This window comes from Duganella aquatilis, assembly GCF_009674565.1.
Taxonomy (GTDB): domain Bacteria; phylum Pseudomonadota; class Gammaproteobacteria; order Burkholderiales; family Burkholderiaceae_D; genus Rugamonas; species Rugamonas aquatilis.
The window spans coordinates 303,861-322,508 of the sequence record NZ_WKJL01000003.1 but is presented as its reverse complement, the minus strand read 5'-3'; the positions used below and the strand labels follow the sequence as shown (position 1 = coordinate 322,508).

General features: G+C 66.9%; 13 protein-coding genes. 10 read left to right on the top strand and 3 right to left on the bottom strand.

Annotated features, from left to right (window positions below; genetic code table 11):
- Positions 1-205: 205 nt before the first annotated feature.
- Positions 206-433, bottom strand: coding sequence for a hypothetical protein (locus GJ698_RS07575; RefSeq protein ID WP_154356993.1), 228 nt, complete (start codon positions 431-433; stop codon positions 206-208).
- A gap of 192 nt (positions 434-625) precedes the next feature.
- On the opposite strand from GJ698_RS07575, the gene GJ698_RS07570 reads away from it, so the two are divergent.
- The 10 genes from GJ698_RS07570 to GJ698_RS07525 all read left to right on the top strand — a co-directional run bounded on the left by GJ698_RS07570 (position 626) and on the right by GJ698_RS07525 (position 16,937).
- Complete coding sequence (locus GJ698_RS07570) at positions 626-3,922, top strand: penicillin-binding transpeptidase domain-containing protein (RefSeq protein WP_154356992.1); 3,297 nt, start codon at positions 626-628, stop codon at positions 3,920-3,922.
- 82 nt (positions 3,923-4,004) lie between these two features.
- Positions 4,005-5,321 carry a hypothetical protein gene (locus GJ698_RS07565; protein WP_154356991.1) on the top strand — a complete coding sequence of 439 codons (1,317 nt, stop codon included), beginning with the start codon at positions 4,005-4,007 and terminating at the stop codon, positions 5,319-5,321.
- Between the two features lie 11 nt (positions 5,322-5,332).
- Positions 5,333-5,914: a hypothetical protein gene (locus GJ698_RS07560; RefSeq protein WP_307766649.1), complete on the top strand. Its 582-nt coding sequence runs from the start codon at positions 5,333-5,335 to the stop codon at positions 5,912-5,914.
- Positions 5,915-7,204, top strand: coding sequence for a hypothetical protein (locus GJ698_RS07555; RefSeq protein ID WP_307766648.1), 1,290 nt, complete (start codon positions 5,915-5,917; stop codon positions 7,202-7,204).
- On the top strand, positions 7,201-8,208 hold the full coding sequence (locus GJ698_RS07550) for a hypothetical protein (RefSeq protein ID WP_154356989.1): 1,008 nt from the start codon (positions 7,201-7,203) through the stop codon (positions 8,206-8,208). Before GJ698_RS07555 ends, GJ698_RS07550 begins: the two co-directional genes overlap by 4 nt.
- Before the next feature lie 89 nt (positions 8,209-8,297).
- The gene (locus GJ698_RS07545; protein WP_154356988.1) at positions 8,298-10,556 is read left to right on the top strand and encodes a hypothetical protein; all 2,259 of its coding nucleotides are present in this window, start codon (positions 8,298-8,300) and stop codon (positions 10,554-10,556) included.
- 20 nt (positions 10,557-10,576) lie between these two features.
- The gene (locus tag GJ698_RS07540; RefSeq protein ID WP_154356987.1) at positions 10,577-12,871 is read left to right on the top strand and encodes an SUMF1/EgtB/PvdO family nonheme iron enzyme; all 2,295 of its coding nucleotides are present in this window, start codon (positions 10,577-10,579) and stop codon (positions 12,869-12,871) included.
- A gap of 36 nt (positions 12,872-12,907) precedes the next feature.
- The gene (locus GJ698_RS07535; RefSeq protein WP_154356986.1) at positions 12,908-13,249 is read left to right on the top strand and encodes a zinc ribbon domain-containing protein YjdM; all 342 of its coding nucleotides are present in this window, start codon (positions 12,908-12,910) and stop codon (positions 13,247-13,249) included.
- Positions 13,246-13,932 (top strand): YjjG family noncanonical pyrimidine nucleotidase, encoded by a 687-nt coding sequence (locus GJ698_RS07530; RefSeq protein WP_154356985.1) that lies wholly within the window; start codon positions 13,246-13,248, stop codon positions 13,930-13,932. The genes GJ698_RS07535 and GJ698_RS07530 overlap by 4 nt, the downstream gene beginning before the upstream one ends.
- 29 nt (positions 13,933-13,961) lie before the next feature.
- Positions 13,962-16,937, top strand: coding sequence for a sensor histidine kinase (locus GJ698_RS07525; RefSeq protein ID WP_154356984.1), 2,976 nt, complete (start codon positions 13,962-13,964; stop codon positions 16,935-16,937).
- Here the strand turns inward: GJ698_RS07525 and GJ698_RS07520 are convergent.
- Complete coding sequence (locus tag GJ698_RS07520; RefSeq protein ID WP_154356983.1) at positions 16,919-17,872, bottom strand: MBL fold metallo-hydrolase; 954 nt, start codon at positions 17,870-17,872, stop codon at positions 16,919-16,921. The two genes, GJ698_RS07525 and GJ698_RS07520, sit on opposite strands and share 19 nt — an antisense overlap.
- Positions 17,873-18,005: 133 nt before the next feature.
- The gene (locus GJ698_RS07515; protein WP_154356982.1) at positions 18,006-18,647 is read right to left on the bottom strand and encodes a GNAT family N-acetyltransferase; all 642 of its coding nucleotides are present in this window, start codon (positions 18,645-18,647) and stop codon (positions 18,006-18,008) included.
- Position 18,648 lies beyond the last annotated feature (1 nt).

The following is an 18,648-nucleotide window of genomic DNA, read 5'->3' as shown; positions in this document are numbered from 1 at the left end:
TGAAGTCCTCCGTTTTTGTAATCGCGCTGCTTACTGCGCATGGGACGAACTATATCAAGCGGAAAAACCTGTGGTGCTGAATGATGCAACTTTTTACATATGACACAAAGCTGTGCAAAGCTATTGTGCGATGGCGAACAGAAAGCCGCCGGAGAGCGCTTCGCCTGTTACGCGGCCGGCGTACAGGCGAAGGGGAAGCGGGCGTTCAAATTTTGCTCTCTTTGGCGCTGGTGTCGGCGGCCATGGTGGTGGCGCGTTCTTCCAGGACCGACTGCAGTTTTTGTTCAGGCGTCAGGCGCTTGGCGCTGACCACGACCACTTGCATGTTGGTGTCGACGGCGTTGACCGGCGTGGTTTCCAGTGCGTAGGTGGCGGCGCAAGCCAGGGCGGCGGTCACGACGAACAGGGCTTCAAAGTTTTTCAGGACGTTCATTTTAATCTCCTTGCGGTGGGTGAGTGAGCTTCGATGTAGTCACTGTATGCCAAGCCCCCGCAAGCCGCACCCGGATTGCGACGAGCCGCTATTTCGGCGGCGCGAAATGCATTCTGGCGCGATGGGAGGCCGGTTTTTCCTTGCCCCTCTGCTAAGTAGCGGCAGATACCGTTCACCTAGCGCGAGGGGCATATGCCGCGATTCATCAGCACCATTCTGCAAGCCTGGACCGAGCGCCGCCGCGCCCGTCGCCGCAGTGCCAATCTGCGCGCCGGACGGCGTTCCGGCCCGGCCGTGGCGCTGGTGTCGCCCGCCCGCAAGCCATCGCTGCCGCCTGATCAGGGGCGTCGCGCGATCCCCGCGCGCGCCGTCTGGCTGGCGCTGGCCGGCGCGGTCGTGGTGCTGGGCGGCGGCGCGCTGATCGCCGGGCATGCGCGCCATCTGGCCGCTGCCACCGCCAACACGCCGCAGGCGGCCGCCAATATCCGTGCCGCCAACGCTTACCAGTCGGTGCTGCCGGGCGTCGCCTTCACCGTGCCTGAACAGCCGGGCATCAGCGCCAGCCTGCATGCCGGCGGCGCGCTGCTGATCGCCTCCAATCTGCAAGCCGCGCCGCCGGTGCGAGTCGACCTGTGCAGCCAGATGCGCAGTCCGACCGACGCCCGTCTGCTGCCGCTGCGGCTGGGCTACCGCTTCGACGATGTCAAACGCTGGGTGACGCGCAACCAGGAAGCCAATGTCCAGATCTCCCTGCGTAACGTGCTGCTGGTGGCCGATCGCACCAGTGGCGCCGACGCCATGCCCGAAATCGACATCGAAGGCAGCGCCCGCGCCGACTTCAGCGACCCGCTGAGCGAACCGTTGCAACTCAGCTGGCACACCAGGCAGGGCGACGCCCGCTGGCTCAGCGACGCCAGCCTGGGACAGATCGAGCAGGGCGCCAGCGGCCAGGTCGCGCTGCGCCAGCAAGGCTGGCTGCTGTGGGGCGCCAGCTCGGCGCTGCGCATCGAGCGCCGCGCCAACGCCATGTGTCCGCAGGCCGGCGAGCTGCTGGTGCAGATGTATCGCCCGGCCGGGCCGGCCGCCATTGCCGGCCCGGCGCTGGTCACCGCTTTCCCCGCGCGTGGTCGCGCCGTCAGCGCCTATTTCGCGCCCGGCCAGTATCAGGTGCCGCAAGCCGCCGCCGGCGAACTGGAAGACCAGTCGCTGTTCGAAGACCTGCAAGCCAAGGGGCTGATCCGCCTCACCGCCAATGGCGCCATCGAACTGGCCCCGCGCGACCTGCCGCAATGGCAGGCCGCCGGCGGCGCCGAACGCGCGGCGGAACTCGTCGACTGGAAGCAGATCCAGCCTGGCGCCGCCACGCACAAGCTGTTCAAACGGCTGTACTACCAGGCCGATGGCGCCTACGTCCGCCAGCAGATCGACATCTACAACAGCGAACGCCGCCTGCTGGCCTGGCGCATCAAGGCCCCGGACAAGCTGGCGCTGGACTGGACCGCCAGCACCGCCGCCAGCGCCGCCAACGGCAACGCGCCGGTGATGATCGCCACCACCAGCCAGATGCCGGTTGCCGCATCGCGCCTGTTTGCGTCGCTGCCGCAAGGCTGGCAGCCATGGACCCGAGTCGCTCGCTGGCCCCAGGCCGGCGAGGGCAGTGATGGCCGTCCGGTGGTGCACCTGACGTTGAACCTGCCGCATGCGGCCAGCGGCGGCGAAGTGGTGCACCTGCTGGTCGCCGGCCGCGCTGGCAGCGGCATCAGCGGCGCCAGCGCCGACTTTGCGCCAGCCTGTACCGGCCGCGCCTGTGCCAACATCAACGACGTCCAGCAGATCGCCCTGACACTGCAAGCCGGCGCCCGCAGCATCCAGCTGGACGTGCAGCCGTTGGACTTCAGCGCGCCGGAAGACCAGAAATACCGCCACCTGCGCGTGGCCAACGGCCGCCTGATCTGGCAGGCGCTGGCGCAGAGCGACAACACCGCCGCCCGCAGCGCCGCGCCATCGCCGGTTCAGCTACAGGACCGCAACGGCACCGTGCTGTGGACCGACGGCGCGCCCAGCGAAGCGGCGGCGGAGGCGGGACTCGCGCCGCTGCTGGGCGTCAGCACGGAACACGCTAACAGCATCGCCGGCATGCTGGCGCGCCTGCCGGCCGCCAAGGGCGTCGTCAACGCCTCGCTGACGCTCGATCTGCCGTTGCAGGCGCTGAGCCAGCGCGTGCTCGAATGCGTCGCCATGCATCGCGGACGCTGGGATTCGGGCCGCTGTACCGGCGGCCAGGCCGCGCCCGATGACCGCCACGCCGGCCTGGTCATCCTCGACACCGAAACCGGCGACATCCTGGCCGCCGCCGGTGCGGGCGCGGGCGAAGTCAGCGCCGCCAACTGGGCAGAAGTACGCGATTTCGACCGCACCAGCCCCGCGCGCAGTCCTTTGCGACTGCCGGCCTTGCAGCACGACGGCGGCGCGCACCAGAGCCCCGGCTCCACGTTCAAAGTCGTCAGCGCCTTGGGACTGGAGCTGGCCGCGCAAAACGATCCGCAGATGGATGCGCTGTTGGGCGGCATGCCGCTGCCCGTGATCAACCGCGTGGCGGCGCAGCGCGGCTACGGCTTCCAGACCGACGCCGCCACCTATCCGCTCAATCCGCGCCTGGCGCACATCACCAACTACCGCGAGCAAAGCCTGGACCGCCGCGCGCAGGAAGGCCGGCTTGGCCTGGCGCAGGCGCTGACCTACAGCCTGAATACCTGGTTCGCCTGGTCCGGCGAGATGAGCGACCGCAGCCTGTTCGGCCGTCCGGAGGGCGGCGCGCCCGACCTGCAGGCATTGGATGCCGACGCGCTGGATTCGGTGCGTCCCATCGTCGCCGCCGCGCACCGGCTGGGCTTCGAGCAGTCGCAGCGGCTCGACGGCGGCCTGCTGCCGGCCGATTTCAACTGGCGCGCCTGGGATGCGCTGCAATCCACGCCGGCCCACATGGACCCTATCCACACCCGCCACGAACTGCGCCAGATGTCGATCGGCCTGCGCATGCAGGTCACGCCGCTGCAAATGGCGCTGGCGTCGGCGGCGGTCGGACAGGGCAGGGTGGTCACGCCGCGCATGCTGCTGTCGCTGGACGGCCGGGATGGTGCAACGCCGTCCACGCCGCCGCTGGGCATTCGCCTGGACCGCATCAAGGCCGGCATGAAGGGTGTGGTCGATGTCGGCACCGGCGCCGGCGCCTTCCGTGGCGCGCTGCTGGCCCATGTGCGTCCTGGCCTGTACGGCAAAACCGGCACCGCGCCCAGCGGCGAGGACACGGCCACCGTCTGGTTCACCGGCTGGCTGGAAGCGGGCAGCCTGCCCGGCCAGACCCACCGCCTGGCGATGGCGGCCTTCGTCAGCCATTCGGATGCCACCGGCGGCGAGCACGCCGCGCCGGTGATTGCCGCCATTCTGTCCACGCTGGCGGCGCAGAATGGTGAACAGAAGGGGAAATAGCCTTGTAAACGGGATAATGGAAAGGGCGGTTTTATGGCATTCTTGAGAAGCCTTTTTGATTCACCTTCATACACAGGACTTTATGCGCTTGCCAGGAACCCGGTATCAGGAGCACGGCTGGGAACAAGTGCGCAAGCTGCTGGGACTTTGCTCATTGCAGGCCTTCCGGCAGATTGAGATGCACCAGGTGCTCGACCCCGGGCAGCACGCGACGCTGCTCGACGCCTATACCGATGCGGTAGCCGCCTCGCTGCGCGCCAACGCCCGCACCGCGCGCGGCGAGGCGGAGGGCAACAGCTACGGCGAGAGCGTCTATGAACTGTCGCTCGGCCTGTTGTACGAATTGCAGGCGCAGCCGGCGTACTGGTCGGCGTTTGCGGCCGCCATGGCCAGCGAACATGCGCGCAGCGGCGCCTTTTGGCGCGATGCCGCCGCCGAGGGCGTGCTGCGCAAGAAAGTCAACGATATGTACGCCACCTTGCGCGACAAGGTCGATGCGGACAACTACATCGTCGCCACGGGGCGCGACTGCTCGCCCAACAAGATCTACACCTATCGCATGCTGGATACCGCTTACCGCGAGATTTCCGGCCTGTTCGCGGCCTGGGAACAGCATGCGGCGCAGGTCGGCGCGATCCTCGGGCGTCCGCCGGCCGGCACGCCGATCGAGGTGCGGCAGATGAAGTCCATCGGCGGCTGCAAGGCCGAGTGGATCATCCGCTGGAGCGAGACGCTGGAGCAGTTCGGCGGCTCGCCGGGGCCTTTGCACACCAGGTCCAAGCGCTTCGCCAGCCTGAAAAACAGCGTCGACAAGATTGCGGCGCTGCTGGCGGAAATCGGCGATTATGAGGAGCTGTCCGCGAATATGGACAGCGCCGAGGAATGGCAGGGCGAGGCCGGCGAAGCGGCGCTGTGGATGGAAGACTACTGGCGCGTGCTGGGCGAGTCCGAGCAGGCGGAGGCCAGCGGGCTGCCGCAGGACGAGGACCGCATCCTGGCCGCGCCGGAGGACGACGTGGACGATGAAGCGCCCGCCGACACAGGTGACGTCTTCGACGACACGCCGGCGCCCGACGAGGCGCAACTGGCCGCCGAACAGTCCCGCGCCGAAGAGCTTTCCCTGCCCCTCCGCTATCTTGAAATGGCGCGGGCCGCACAGGAAGCCGGCAGCTGGACGGTGCGCATGCTGCACGACGAATCGCTGCCGATCCGGCTGGCCGTGTACCACAAGCTGCTGGGCGTGGCGGACGATACCTATCCCGACGCCTGGCTGGACCCGGCCACCGGCGAGCTGCCCACCTTGCAGCAGTTGGCGGCGCTGGACCAGATTTCGATGCCGACGCTGCGCAAGCGTCGTAATGAAGCAATCGCCAGGCTGCAAGCAGCGGGCGCGCGATGAAGGAGAACGATTTGAACTCAGCACAAGATGACCTGGATGCACGCCTGCGCGAACGCCTGCTGCTGGCGCGCGCGGCGCCGGGCGACCGCCTGATGCTGGCAGACGCCACGCTGCTGGCGGCGCTGGACGGCGTGCGTCCGTTGACGCCGAACGAGCGCCGGGCGTTGTCGTCGTCGCCGCTGACCTTGCGCCGCTTCCGCCAGTTGTCGCTGGAGCGCCATGCGGTGGCCGCGCCGCCGCAGGCCGCCAATGATCCGGTGTGGACCGGCAGCAGCGGCATGCTGCGCGCGGCGTCGACCGCCGAGGCGCTGGAAGCGCTGGTGACCGATGATGGCTATTGGACCTTGCACTTCCTGCCGCAGGATGGCGGCTGGCAGGTGATTCTGAGTCTGTCTGCGGAAGCGCCGTTTGCCGCGCGTTTGCTGCAGGAGCAACCGCAGTTGCGGGTGATCGACGGCGGTGGCTCGATTGTGTTGCAGGGCCGTCTGGATGCGGATGGCGAATGTGAGCGCGCGTGGCCTTTCGACACTGCGCCGGCGTCGCATTTTCAACTGTATGGAGCCGGCTTTGCCGTTCAACCGGTAGCGCCGTAGATGATGGGAATATTCAGCCGCCGCCGCAAGCCGGCCGCCGACACGGGCGGCCTGGGCGCCACCTTGATCGCGCTTCGGCTTGAGGCGGGCGATGTCGCGCCTGCGCAGAGCGTGGTCGTGGTGTTCAACGCGGCGGGCCATGGGCGCCGCGTGGTTGCGGGGAAGGTGGCTTGCGAGCAGGGCGAGATGGCGTTCTGTTTTCATCCGGGGCCTTACACGGTGGACCTGGTGCCGTTTGCGTCGGCGCCGGAGTGGGGCTTGCGGCTGCGGTTTGTGGTCGATGCGCCGAATCCGCGTGTGTCGCAGCAGCGGTTTGATTTGTATTTGTTCAGCGAGACGGCGGGGCGTCTGGAGTTGGCCGACTTCGCCGCTGCCGCCGGCATGGCCTTGCAGGCCGAGTTGGCGCAGGGAGCGCTGGATCTGCCGCCGTGCACGTCGCTGGACGAGTGGCATGCCTTCCGCGCCGGGCTGAATCAGCTGATGTACACGCGTTACGGCGTGACGGTAGACGACTGCCTGCCGGTCGACCTGGGCGAACAAGTCGATTTCGCCACCATCCTCCAGTCCCGCGCCCAACAAGCCGCCGAAGCCGACCGCCGCGCCGCCGAGCAGAAAGCTGTTGCCAATGCCGCCGTCAGCGCGGGCCCGACCGCTCCCGTGGAGCCGCACATCGGCACCGCCGCACCAGGCGCCGCGACCATTGCAACCGCGCCAGACGTCGCCGACACGGCTATTGCCCCTGCCGCTCACGCCTCAGCCACTCGTACCGCCACCACCACCACCACCGTCGTTCGCGCCGCCAGCGCCAGCGGCCATGCGGCGCCGACCGCTGTCAGCACCGGCGTGGCGGGCGGCCAGATGCCGCATGGCGCCACGGCGGCGGAGCAGGATGCGCGCGCGCTGCGTCGCCTGTTCATTGAACTGCCGGTGTTGAGCGTCGAACTGCGTCTGCTCACGCTGCCCGACGGCCTGCCGATCTTCGAGAAGCACCAATCCCTGCTGCTGCGCCTCGGCATGGCCGCGCTGAACGTCAACACCATGCCGTCGCTGGCCTGGGCCGCGCCAGACCAGCCGCTGCCCGCCGCAGACCAGGCCCGCCGCAGCGCACAGACGATGACTGCCCAAACAGCGCTGGACGAAGCCTGGTCCCTGCTGGCCCGCCTTCAGCTGGCCGACAGCCAGCAATGGCCGCAGTTGCTGGACGAAGCAGACCGCATCTGCGCCAACCTGGAAACCGGCCTGTCCCTGCGCCGCGCGCCCCACATCGAACGCACGGAACCCTCGCTATGAGCACTATCTCGATCAGCGCCGTGCCCACCAACGCCGAATGCCGCACCATGCTTGCCGACGGCCGCACACTGACCATCACCGCCAGCCGCCGCCCGCGCGCCAACCGCGCCGACGTCAAATGCTCGGCGCCAAACGCCCCGGCGATCGCGGAACACATGCAGCAGGTCGTGCGCCTCGCGCGCCACACCGAAGCGCGCCTGGACAGCCGCGACCAGGTTGTCCTCAGCATGGACATCGCGCCATCCGCCACCGAGCGCGAGTGGGAACTGGCCGCCGTGCTGGCCGACCGCATGGTGCGCGGCCTGCACGCCGCCAAGCCAGGAACAACGACCACCGCCCAAGGCAGCTCCGACGCCTGGCACCTTGGTCGCGTCACGGGCACCGTGCGCACCGCCAACGGCGAAACGCTGCACATCACCCACCTGGGCGCCCTGAGCGGCCACGCCGATCCGTCGGCCGCAGTGTCCACCGTGCGCACCTGGTTCCCGCTGCACAGCGGCGGCATCAACGACACCCTGGGCTGGCTCGAAATCAGCGTCTTCCCGCTGGAAGCTCCTGCCGCAAGCGAAGAAGACAGCATCGCCGCACCAGGCCTGGATCTGACCGCCCAGCAGGAAGTCAAGCAAACGCTGGCCGCAGCCCGCCATTTCGACGGCAAAGGCCTGAACCGCTGGCGCAGCGTGGTGCGCTTCGGCCAGCCGCGTTTCCAGGGCGGCTCCTACCAGCTGGCGCTGGTGATGGCCGACCGCCTGGCGCGCGGCAGGGAGTTCGTACCGCGCGGACGCATCATCGCCACCGGCTGCTCCAGCGCCTGGCATGCCGGCCGCGTGGAGACCGTGGACGGCCGCGAACCCAAGCTGGAATTAATATTCAATCAAGTAAATCACGGCGACCGCGTGCTGCTGCCGAAGGACTGGCAAGACCAGCTGCCGCCCGGATTTGCGGCCGGACTGCGCCAAAAAGGCGCCACGCTGGCTTGCATCGACAAGATTGGCATGATTTAAACCGTGCGCAAGAAGCAAATCGCGCTCGCCCTGCTAAAATCTGCACATCGCAGGGGAGCCCGGAAGATGAATCGTAGAAGGAGTCTGGCATGTTCCAAATGTTTGGTTTTGGCGGCGTGAAATGCCCGCGTTGCGAGCACAAAAACGACGACCAGTCGGGCTACTGCAAGCATTGCGGCCTGACCTTGGGCGCGTCGCGCAATGAGCCGGTCCTGCGCGACAACCGCTGGGTCCCCGGCGACAATGAACTGGCCGTGTATTTCGGCGTCAGCACGCTGTCCGGCATCTTCACCAAGACGCTGCGCGTGCCGGCCACCACGCGCGCCTACATCCTGCAGGCCGACAAGGCCACCGAGGTGCCGCAGGGCGAATACGAAATCGAAGGCTTCTTCACCCGCCTGAACCACCTGCTGCGCAACCAGCATGCCGAAATCCTGATCACCCGCACCCTGCCGCTGCCGGTGGAGTTCGCGTTCAGCGACCTGCACACCGCCGAGCACCTGAAGATCTCGGCGCGCTTCACCGTCGCCATCCGGATTGAAAACGTGCCGGCTTTCGCACAGCACTTCATGACCGTGCCGGGCGTGGTCAGCACCGTCAATCTGCAGGAGCTGCTGGAACCGTCGGTGCGCCAGCTGGCGTCGGAATTCGTCGGCAGCCGCTCGATGCGCGAAATGGCCGGCAACGCCGACCTGCGCCTGCAACTGAACGAACGCCTGCAAGCCGCGCTCAAACAGCGCCTGGCCACCTACGGCCTGGCAGTGGACGGCGTGGAAACCGCCGCGCTGCGCCACGATAAATTCGACCATAACCGCGAACGCATCGGCACCCTGTGGCTGGTGGCCGATGAGCGCCACGTCCAGCTGGAACACGTCAAGCAGCTGGACCAGATCTACAACGAAGAGGAATGGCAGACCATCTGGCGCGAAGAACAGAAGATGCACTCGGATTTCCGCCGCGCCGAACTGCGCCAGGACGCCAGCGTCAACAAGGCCGAACTGACGCTGAAAGAAGCCGAGCGCGTACAAGCCCTGCGCGCGCGCGAAGTGGAACTGTACAGCCGCGTGATGGACTCCAAGACGCGCAAGGTCGCCATCGACAAAGGCGCTGGCACCGTGCTGGCGGACCTGGAGCACGAACTGGCGAGGAACAAAGCTCACCGCGTAGGCGAGCAGGCCGACTGGGACCACGTGCGCCATCTGGCGCAGATCCGCATGCGCACCGAGCTGGAAGTGCATCAGCAGACCGCCGCCGAACAGCGCCAGTTGGCGCAGCAGCGCCTGTCGCACCAGCTGAAGCAGCAGGCGATTGAAAACCAGATCGCACAAGCCTTGCTGATCGAAGATGAATCGCACAAGCGCAGCGAACTGGCGGCGTTGCGCCAGCGCGAAAAGGACGAAAAAGCGCGCGAACTGCAAATCGAAGCGGAAGCCCATGCCGCCCGCATCCTCGGCATGACGCTGGCGAACGCCGCGCGCCAGCGCGAGGCCCAGCGCGTGCAGGAATGGGAAGACCAGCTGGCGCTGGCCCGCCAGCGCGACCTGCTGCGCGGCGACGCGGTGAAAGATGCCGGCAATGCCGTCGAAGTGGCGGAGATCAACCAGAAGATCGAAGACCTCAAGCGCTCCGGCGCGCAGGCGGATTCGGTCGCCCAGTACGAAAAGCTGCTGCGCACCATCGAGGCGGACGGCATCCACGCGCGTCAGAACCAGGCCAACGCCAAGCAGGCCATGCTGGATCAGCTGGCGGTGGACGAGCAGCGCCAGATGCTCAAGCAGCAGGAGCAGGAAGCCGCATGGCAGCGCGAACTGAGGAAATTCGAGCAGGAACGCGCGGCCGCCTTCAGCACGCAGCAATCGCAGCAGGACCATGAAATCCGCCGCATGGAAACCATGGGTCGCCTGAGCGACATGGCGCTGGCCGCCGTGGCCGCGCCGTCCAATGTGGAAGCGGTGGCGCAGATCATGAAGCTGCAGATCCAGGGCGGCATGACGGCGGAGCAGATCCAGGCGTTGTCGCAGGTGGTCGCGGCCGAACAGGGCGTCACGCCGGCCGAAGCGGCGAAACTGGCTTATGAGCGCGTGGTGGAGGAACGCGCGCACCGCGATGCGGAGCTGGACAAGGACCGCCGCCACCAGGTCGATCTGCTGAACATCCAGAACACCGCCAGCGCCAGTGCCTTGACCACGCAGAGCCAGCTGGGCGTCGGCGTGGCGCAGGCCGGCGCGCCTGTGCATCACCACCATGCGCCGGCGGCGGTGCATCGCTGCGCCAACGGCCACGTGGTGCCGCCGGGCCGCGAGCATGACAAATTTTGCGCCGAGTGCGGCGCGCCCGTAGTTTCGTAGGGAACGGTATAGTTCGAGTAATGATGCAGACAGCAAGAGACAAGATCCGCGAATTGCGGGCCTTACATGATGACGGTTTGTTGAGTCTCCAAGAATTCGACCGTCGCAAGAACGCCATCCTGGACGCGGAGTACGCGCCGCCGGGAGGCAGTGCTGCGTCTGTGCCGATGCCGGCGCGCCAGGGCACGGAACTGGGATTGATGACGGGGCAGGAGATCGGTCCGCAGAACCGCCGCTACCGGCTGGAACGCCTGATCGGCATGGGCGGCATGGGCCAGGTGTGGCTGGCGACCGACCTGGCCACGCACGCGGAGCTGGGCCACAGCGCGCAGGTGGCCCTGAAGATCCTGCCGCCGCAGCTGACCCAAAGCGCCACCCACGCCAAGCTGCTGATCGAAGAGTCGACGCAGGCGCGCAAGCTGGCGCACGAAAATATCGTCCGCGTCTACGAGTGGGCGCAAGACCCGGCCACGTCCAGCTATTTCATCATCATGGAATACCTGGAAGGCCAGGATCTGGATGCGTATCTGGCCGAACAGGGTCCGCTGCCGCTGGAATCGGTCTACAAGTTGCTGGAGCCGGTGGGCGATGCGCTGCAATATGCGTGGGACAAGCACAAGCTGGTCCACCGCGACATCAAGCCGGGCAACGTGTTCCTGACCCAGCGCGGCGAAGTCAAGCTGCTGGACTTCGGCATCGCCTCGCGTGCGCGCAGCGCCGGCAGCAGCCTCGGTTTGCAGACGCCGAACGCCGGCACCGCCGGCTACCGCGCGCCGGAAGCGGGAACGCACCAGCGTCAGCCCGCGCCCAGGCTGGATGTGTATGCGGTGGCGGTGATGATCTACCAGCTGCTGGAAGGCCGCATGCCGTTCGACGACATGCGGCCGGCGGATTTCCATCCGTCGTCGCCGCGCGGCTTGAACGAGCGTCAGTGGAAGGTGCTGCAGCAAGGCTTTGCGTACCTGCAGGAGCGCCGTCCGGCGTCGGTGAACGAGCTGCTGGCGGAGCTGCGCCACGCGGCCGGCCCGACGGATGCTGAACTGGCGGCGCAGGCCGAGCAGGCCGCGCGCGAACAGGCGGCACGCGAGCAGCAGCGCCAGAAAGAACAGGCGGCGCAGGCCGAACAGGCGCGCCTGGCGGAAGAAAAGCGCAAGGCGATGGTGGCCGAACTGGCCGCGCGCCGCCAGGCCGAGATGCAGGCGGCGGCAGTCGACAAGCAGCGCCAGGACCAGCAACGCCGCGCGCTGGAAGCCAGGCAGCGCGCCGAAGCGGAAGCCGCCGCGCAGGCGCGCAAGCAGGTACTGCGCGAGCAGTTGCAGGCGCGCCGCGAAGCCGACGCCAAGGCCGCGCGCGACGCGCAGGAGGAACAGCAGCGCAAGGTCGCGCAGCTGAAGGCGGAAGTCGCCTATCGCCAGGAACAGGAGCGTCATCGCAAGCAGCAGGCCGAGCGCCATGCGGCGGAACTGGCGGCGCTGACCGCCAATGCACCGGTGGCCGACGCCAACGGCGTGCTGCGCGACCGCTTCATCGACGGCACCGGCGCCGGGCCTGACCTGGTGCTGATACCGACCGGCCGCTTCCAGATGGGGTCTCACGAACATGAGCAGGCGCTGGCCGTCAAGGCCGGCGCGCAGAAGAACTGGCTGGACCGCGAACTGCCGCAGCACTGGGTCGGCATCGAGTATTCGTTCGCCATGGCGCGCTTCCCTGTCACGGTGGGACAGTGGCGCCGCTTCGTCAAGGATACCGGCTGGGAGTCGCAGTCCGACACCGACTGGCGCGCGCCCGGCTTCGCGCAGAACGACGAGCACCCTGTGGTCGGCGTCAGCTGGGCGGACGCACAGCTGTACCTGCACTGGCTGTCGGAGAAAACCGGCCATGTGTACCGCCTGCCGACCGAGGCGGAGTGGGAATACGCCTGCCGCGCCGGCACCAAGACCGCGTTCAGCTTCGGCGACACCATCAGCACCGAGCAGGCCAACTACGACGGTCACTACACCTACAACGGCGGCCCGCGCGGCGCCTACATCCAGGGCACCAGCAAGGTGGGCGCGTTCCAGCCCAATCCATGGGGCCTGTTCGACATGCACGGCAACGTGTGGGAATGGACGCAGGACGTGGTACACGATAACTACGCCGGCGCGCCGGCCGACGGCAGCGCGTGGGAGGAGGGCGGCGATCCGGTGCGGCGTGTGCTGCGCGGCGGCTCGTGGCTGTACAACCCGCGCTACCTGCGTTCTGCGGTGCGCAACGGTTTTTCGGCGGTGCTGGCCAACGACATCGTCGGCTTCAGGGTCGCCCGCAAGCTCGCATAAGGTATACTGCCTGGCTTTGAGAAGTCAGGATTATCCATGAGCGCTTTGCCAGCATGCCCCAAATGCAGTTCCGAATACACCTACGAAGACGGCGCCAACCTGGTTTGCCCCGAGTGCGCGCACGAATGGACCGCCGGCGCGGCGGCCGATGCTGACGATGGTCCGCGCGTGTACCGCGACTCGGTCGGCAATGTGCTGCAGGACGGCGATACCGTCACCGTCATCAAGGATCTGAAGCTGAAGGGCGGCGGCGGCACCGTCAAGGTAGGCACCAAGGTCAAGAACATCCGCCTGGTCGACTCCGACCATGATATCGATTGCAAGATCGACGGCTTCGGCGCCATGAGCCTGAAAACTGAATTCGTGCGCAAGGTATGACGTACAAGCTTTTCCTGTTCGACCTGGACGACACGCTGCTCGACTTCAAGGCGTCCGAAGAGTTGTCGTTCGCGCGCACCTTGCAGGCGCTGGGCATGGATGGCGACCTGGCCGAGCTTTTCCTTGGCTACCAGGCCATCAATCTGGCGCTGTGGCGTGCGTTTGAAACCGGCACCGTGTCCAAGGACTTCCTCAAGGTGGAGCGCTTCCGCAAGACCTTCGCCGAGAACGGCCTGGAACTGGACCCGGAGGCGGCCAGCCGCCTGTACCTGGAATCGCTGTCGGATACCGTGGTGCTGATCGACGGCGCGCTGCAGCTGTGCGAAACGCTGGCCGGCATGGGCGAGGTGGGCATCATCACCAACGGCGTGGAAGCGATCCAGAACCAGCGCATCGCCAAGTCCGGGCTGCGCGATCACATCTCGTTCGTGGCGACCTCCGAGGCCTGCGGCTACGCCAAGCCGGATGTGCGCTTCTTTGAATACGCGGCGCGCATGGCGCGGCCGTTCGAGAAGCAAGACGCGGTCATCATCGGCGACCGCCTGGACGCCGACATCCTCGGCGCCAACCGCTATGGCATCGACAGCTGCTGGTTCAACCCGCAGCGCCTGAACAACGCGTCGGAAGCGATTCCGACATTTGAAGTCAACAATCTTCCCGATATCCTGCGTTCGCTGTCATAATCGGCAGTCCACCTGCTGAGGATATCCGCATGATACTAAGCGCACGCGCTTTTGTTCTGGCCGTGTTGACGGCATGCTGGGCCGCCTCCGCAAGCGCGGCTGCGGCCAAGGGACCAGACCTGGCCGATTACAACCGCACGCAGTGGACCGCCGCCGAAGGCGCGCCGCCGGGCGTCGTCGGCATGGCGCAGACGGCGGACGGCTGGCTGTGGTTCGGCACCGCCGATGGCCTGTACCGCTTTGACGGCCTGCAGTTCAGCCGCTACCGCCTGCCGCCGCGCCTGGGGTTGAACCGCGACCGCATCAACATGCTGCGCGCGGCGCCGAACGGCGACTTGTACATCACCTATTACGCCGAAGGCTTTTCGGTGCTGCATCCGGACGGCCGGCTCGAAGCGCTGCCGCCGGCGCCGGCCGCACGCAATGGCATCGGCGCCGTCATCGTCGATGGCGACAACAGCCTGTGGATCTTCGCCGGTAATATCCAGCACTTCAAGGACGGCCATTGGACCGTGGTCGAGGAGGGCCCCGAATGGGCCAGTCCGATCGGATTCAGCATGGTGATGGATCAGGGCGGCGATCTGTGGGCCGGCAATGACCATGGCGTGTGGCGGCTGGATCGCCAGGCCGGCCACTTCATCAAGTTGATGGATGGCGGTGGTCCGCTGCTGTTCTCCCCGGATGGGCGTTTGTGGCAGAAGCGGGATGGCGGCGCCTTACGGCTGCTGGCGCAGCCGGGCGCCCGCTGGCCGGACGCCTACGCGCATGCGGGAAATCGCTGGGGCGCCATCTTCGATAGCGATGGCGCGGTCTGGCAGACCATGGATTGCGCCGCGCTGGTGTGCCGCATGCAGCCGTCGGCGCTGCCGCCAGGTCCACAGCCGGCTGGCACGGAGGCGGCGCTTGCCACCGTGGGTGAAGTGCGTCAGCTGTCCGGCCAGGAAGCGCGCGGCATCCTGCAAGACCGCGAAGGCAATATCTGGGTCTCGACCGAAAACGGTATTGATCGTTTCCGGCGCAACCGCTTGCTGAGCAGCGGCCTGGTTGGCACCGGGATTCGATACAGCCTGTCCACCGACGGCGCTGGCAATATGTGGGCCGCCGATATGGACAGCAACACCTTGTGGCGGCTGAAGGCCGATCGTCCACCAGAGGCAGTGGCGCGTACGCCGGTGACGCTGGTGGCGAACGGCCGCCAGGGCGCTGTGCTGATCGGCAACAAGCGCACCATCGAACGCATTACGCAAGGCCGCAGGGAGGTCATTCCGCTGCCGCCCGGCCCGGACGGCAAGCCGCGCGATCACCACATGATCGGTATTCTGGACGACGGCAAGGTGCTGTGGACCGCCACCATGGAGACCGGTTTGATCGGCTGGCGCGACGGCAAATGGCTGCCGGCGACGGCGTTCACGCTGCCGGCCAAGATCTTTCAGTCCGGCCCCGCCGGCGTCGGGCAACTGTGGCTGGCCACCGGCGACGGCACGCTGGTGTTCTACGACGACGGCAAGCTGACCACCACCGACATTCACCAATTGGGTATGGTCACCAGCGTGTTCCTCAGTGGTGAACCGATAGTCAGCGGCGCCGACGGCACCGGCGTGTTCAAGGACGGCAAGCTGACGATGTGGCGCGCCGCCGATCCCGAAGTGCTGCGCAACGTCTCCGGCCTGGTGGTGACGCGCGACGGCGACCGTTGGCTCAACGGCGCCGCCGGCCTGGTACACGTGCGCGCCGCCGACTGGGCGCGCAGCATCGCCGATCCGGCGCAGCCGCTGCGCTACGAGTTGTTCGGCGCGCTGGACGGCTATCCTGGCCGGGCGGTGATCGAAACGCGCTGGCCAAGCGCCATGAGTCCGGACGGCCGTCATCTGTGGTTGCTGGCCACTGGCGGCGTGGTGTACGTGGATACCGCCGAGCTGCCGCGCAATCGCGCGGTGGCGCAGCCGGCCATCCAGCGCGTGGTGACCGACCGGAATGAGTATCCGGCCGACCGGGCGTTGCGGCTGCCGCCTGGCAGTGGCCACTTCCGCGTCGACTTTACCGCGCCGCTGCTGCGCGCGCCGGAGAGCGTACGCTTCGAATACCGCCTCGATGGCGTCGATGCGAACTGGCAGGACGCCGGCAGCCGCCGCTCGACGTCCTACACCAACGTTGGCGCCGGCGACTACCTATTCCGCCTGCGCGTGTTCAACGAAGACGGCACGCCCAGCGAAAACGAAACCAGCCTGCGGGTGACGGTGGAGCCGACCATGGAGCAGAGTCTCTGGTTCCGCATCAGCTGCGTGCTGGCGCTGGTCTTGCTGGTGTTTGCGCTGTACCACTACCGCATCCGCCAGCTGTCGTGGCGCATGGCCGAACGTCTGCAGGTGCGTGTGGCCGAGCGCGAACGCATCGCCATCGAACTGCATGACACGGTGCTGCAGTCCATGCACGGCGTGATTCTGCATGCGGAAAATGCCGTGGAGAGGATCGAGGGCCAGGCCGAGACGCGGGACAAGCTGGTGCGCGTGATCGAGCACGCCAACAACGCCATCATCGAGGGACGCGAGCGGGTGCAAAGCCTGCGCCATGGCAGCGACGACGAGCTGATCGACCTGTTCGACGCGCTGGTCGAACGCGAAGGCGCGGCGGTGCCTGTACGCGTCGAACAGCAAAGCGTCTCACGCGCCCTGCATCTGGTGGTGAAGGACGAGCTGTATGTGGTGGGCCGCGAGGCGTTGCGCAACGCAATCCGCCATGCGAACGCCACCCAGGTGACGCTGACGCTGGCCTATGCGGCGAAGGAGCTGGTGCTGGAGGTGCGCGACGACGGTGACGGTATTCCCGCCGATATCCTGGCGGCCGGTGGTCGTCCCGGACATCTCGGGATGGACGCCATGCGCCGTCGCGCCGAGCAGGTCGGCGGCAAGTACAGTGTGACTTCGCGGCCGGGCGAGACGATGGTGCGGATCTCGATTCCGGCCCGCCTGGCCTATCTCAGCGATGCTCAGGGGCGCACGGTGTAATTGGCCGGCGTCCAGGTCCAGCTTTTGCCGTTGGCGCGGATGTAGCCCAGGCCTGGGAATTGCAGGTGCGCGGCCGCCACCAGGTCGTCTTCCTTGGCGATCATCGAGAACGCGGTGGTGCGCGCGGCGTAGGCCTGTTTCGGATCGCTGTCGAAGCCGATGGTGACCGACGGCGCGTCAAACTGCACCGCGCCGACGTGTATCAGGTCGCCGAGGATGACCAACTTCTTGCCCTTGCTTTCGACCACGTAGGAAGTGTGGCCGGCCGTGTGGCCGTAGCTGGACAGGGAGCTGATGCCGGGCACCACTTCGCCGTTATGCTCGAAGGGCTTGAACTTGCCGGCCTTGACATAGGGCGTGAGCGACGTCATCGCGCCCTGGAAAAAGCCGGCGAAATCCTTGGGCGCATGCGCCATGTTTTCCTGGCTGAGCCAATAGTCGGCGTCGCGCTTGTCGGCGTGGACGGTGGCGTTGGGGAAGGCGATCTTCCCGTTCACCATCAAGCCGCCGACGTGGTCCGGATGGAAGTGCGTGATCAGGATGTCGTCGACTTGCTCCGGCTGGTAGCCGGACGCCTTCAGGTTGTCGGCCAGTTTGCCCAGGGTTGGGCCGAACAGCGCGCCGCTGCCGGTATCGACTAGTATCAGCTTGCTGCCGGTGTTGACCAGGAAGGCATTGGTCGAGGTGGTGGTGGGCGTGGTCAGGTGCGCCTTGTCCAGCGCGGCCTTGGTTTTGGCTTTGTCGTTCTTCAGCAGGTCGACCATCGGCAGATCGGCGGTGCCGTCGCTCAGTGGCGTGACCTCGACGTCTCCCACCATGATGCGTGCATAGCCCGGCGTTGTGATCTTCGACAGCGGTGCGGCGCCTTGCGCGGCGAAGGTGAGTGATCCCAGTACGAGGGTGGCCAGTGTCGAACGAAGTACCGAATTGGTCATGATGCGCCTTTCTCTGTTAGTCGCGAGTGAGGCGATTACATCATGCGCAATAGGGGCCAGCCACTGGCATAGGATTGAGCCATGCGGCATAGCTGGGATTCGGCAGCGCCGCTTGCGACTTTAGGCGGAGACCTCAGTCGTTCGCTGGCGTCAGCGCCACCGTCGAATAGGGCGAGAGTACGCGCCAGCCCAGCGTGGCATACAGCGAGCGACCCTGTTCGGTGGCCACCAGCACGCGCTGCGCGGCCTGCGAGCGCTGCGCCGTTCCCAGCGCCGCCATCAGCGCGGCGCCCAAGCCCTGGCGCTGGTGCATCGCATCGGTGGCGATGCGGTCGAACACGAATACGCCTTCACATTCCACCGCGTAGCCGCTGGCGGCCAGCGTGTCGTCTTCCGCGTAGATGCGGGCGGTGGTGACGGCGCCTTCGGTCGCCACCTGCATCCAGTAGCCGGGCGGCAGCGACGGCACCGGATTGCGGCCCGGCTCCTTGGTCATCAGGTAGCCGGGCGCCTGCATGTGCCACCTCGGCGTCACGCGCACCAGCAGCTGTTCGCGCGTCCCGCACATTTTGATGACGATGCGCGGGTCGGTGATTTTGCGCGCCAGTTCGGTGATGCCGGCGTCCGGCCCGGCAAACACGTGACGGCATAACTCGTCGGGCAGTCCGGTGTCCACGCGCAGCCCGCCATGGTCCGGCACCGGCGCGGGCAGGCCGCGCGCAATCGACCTGGCGGTCAGCCAGCTTGCAAGCAAATCGGGATCGACGTTGTTCATG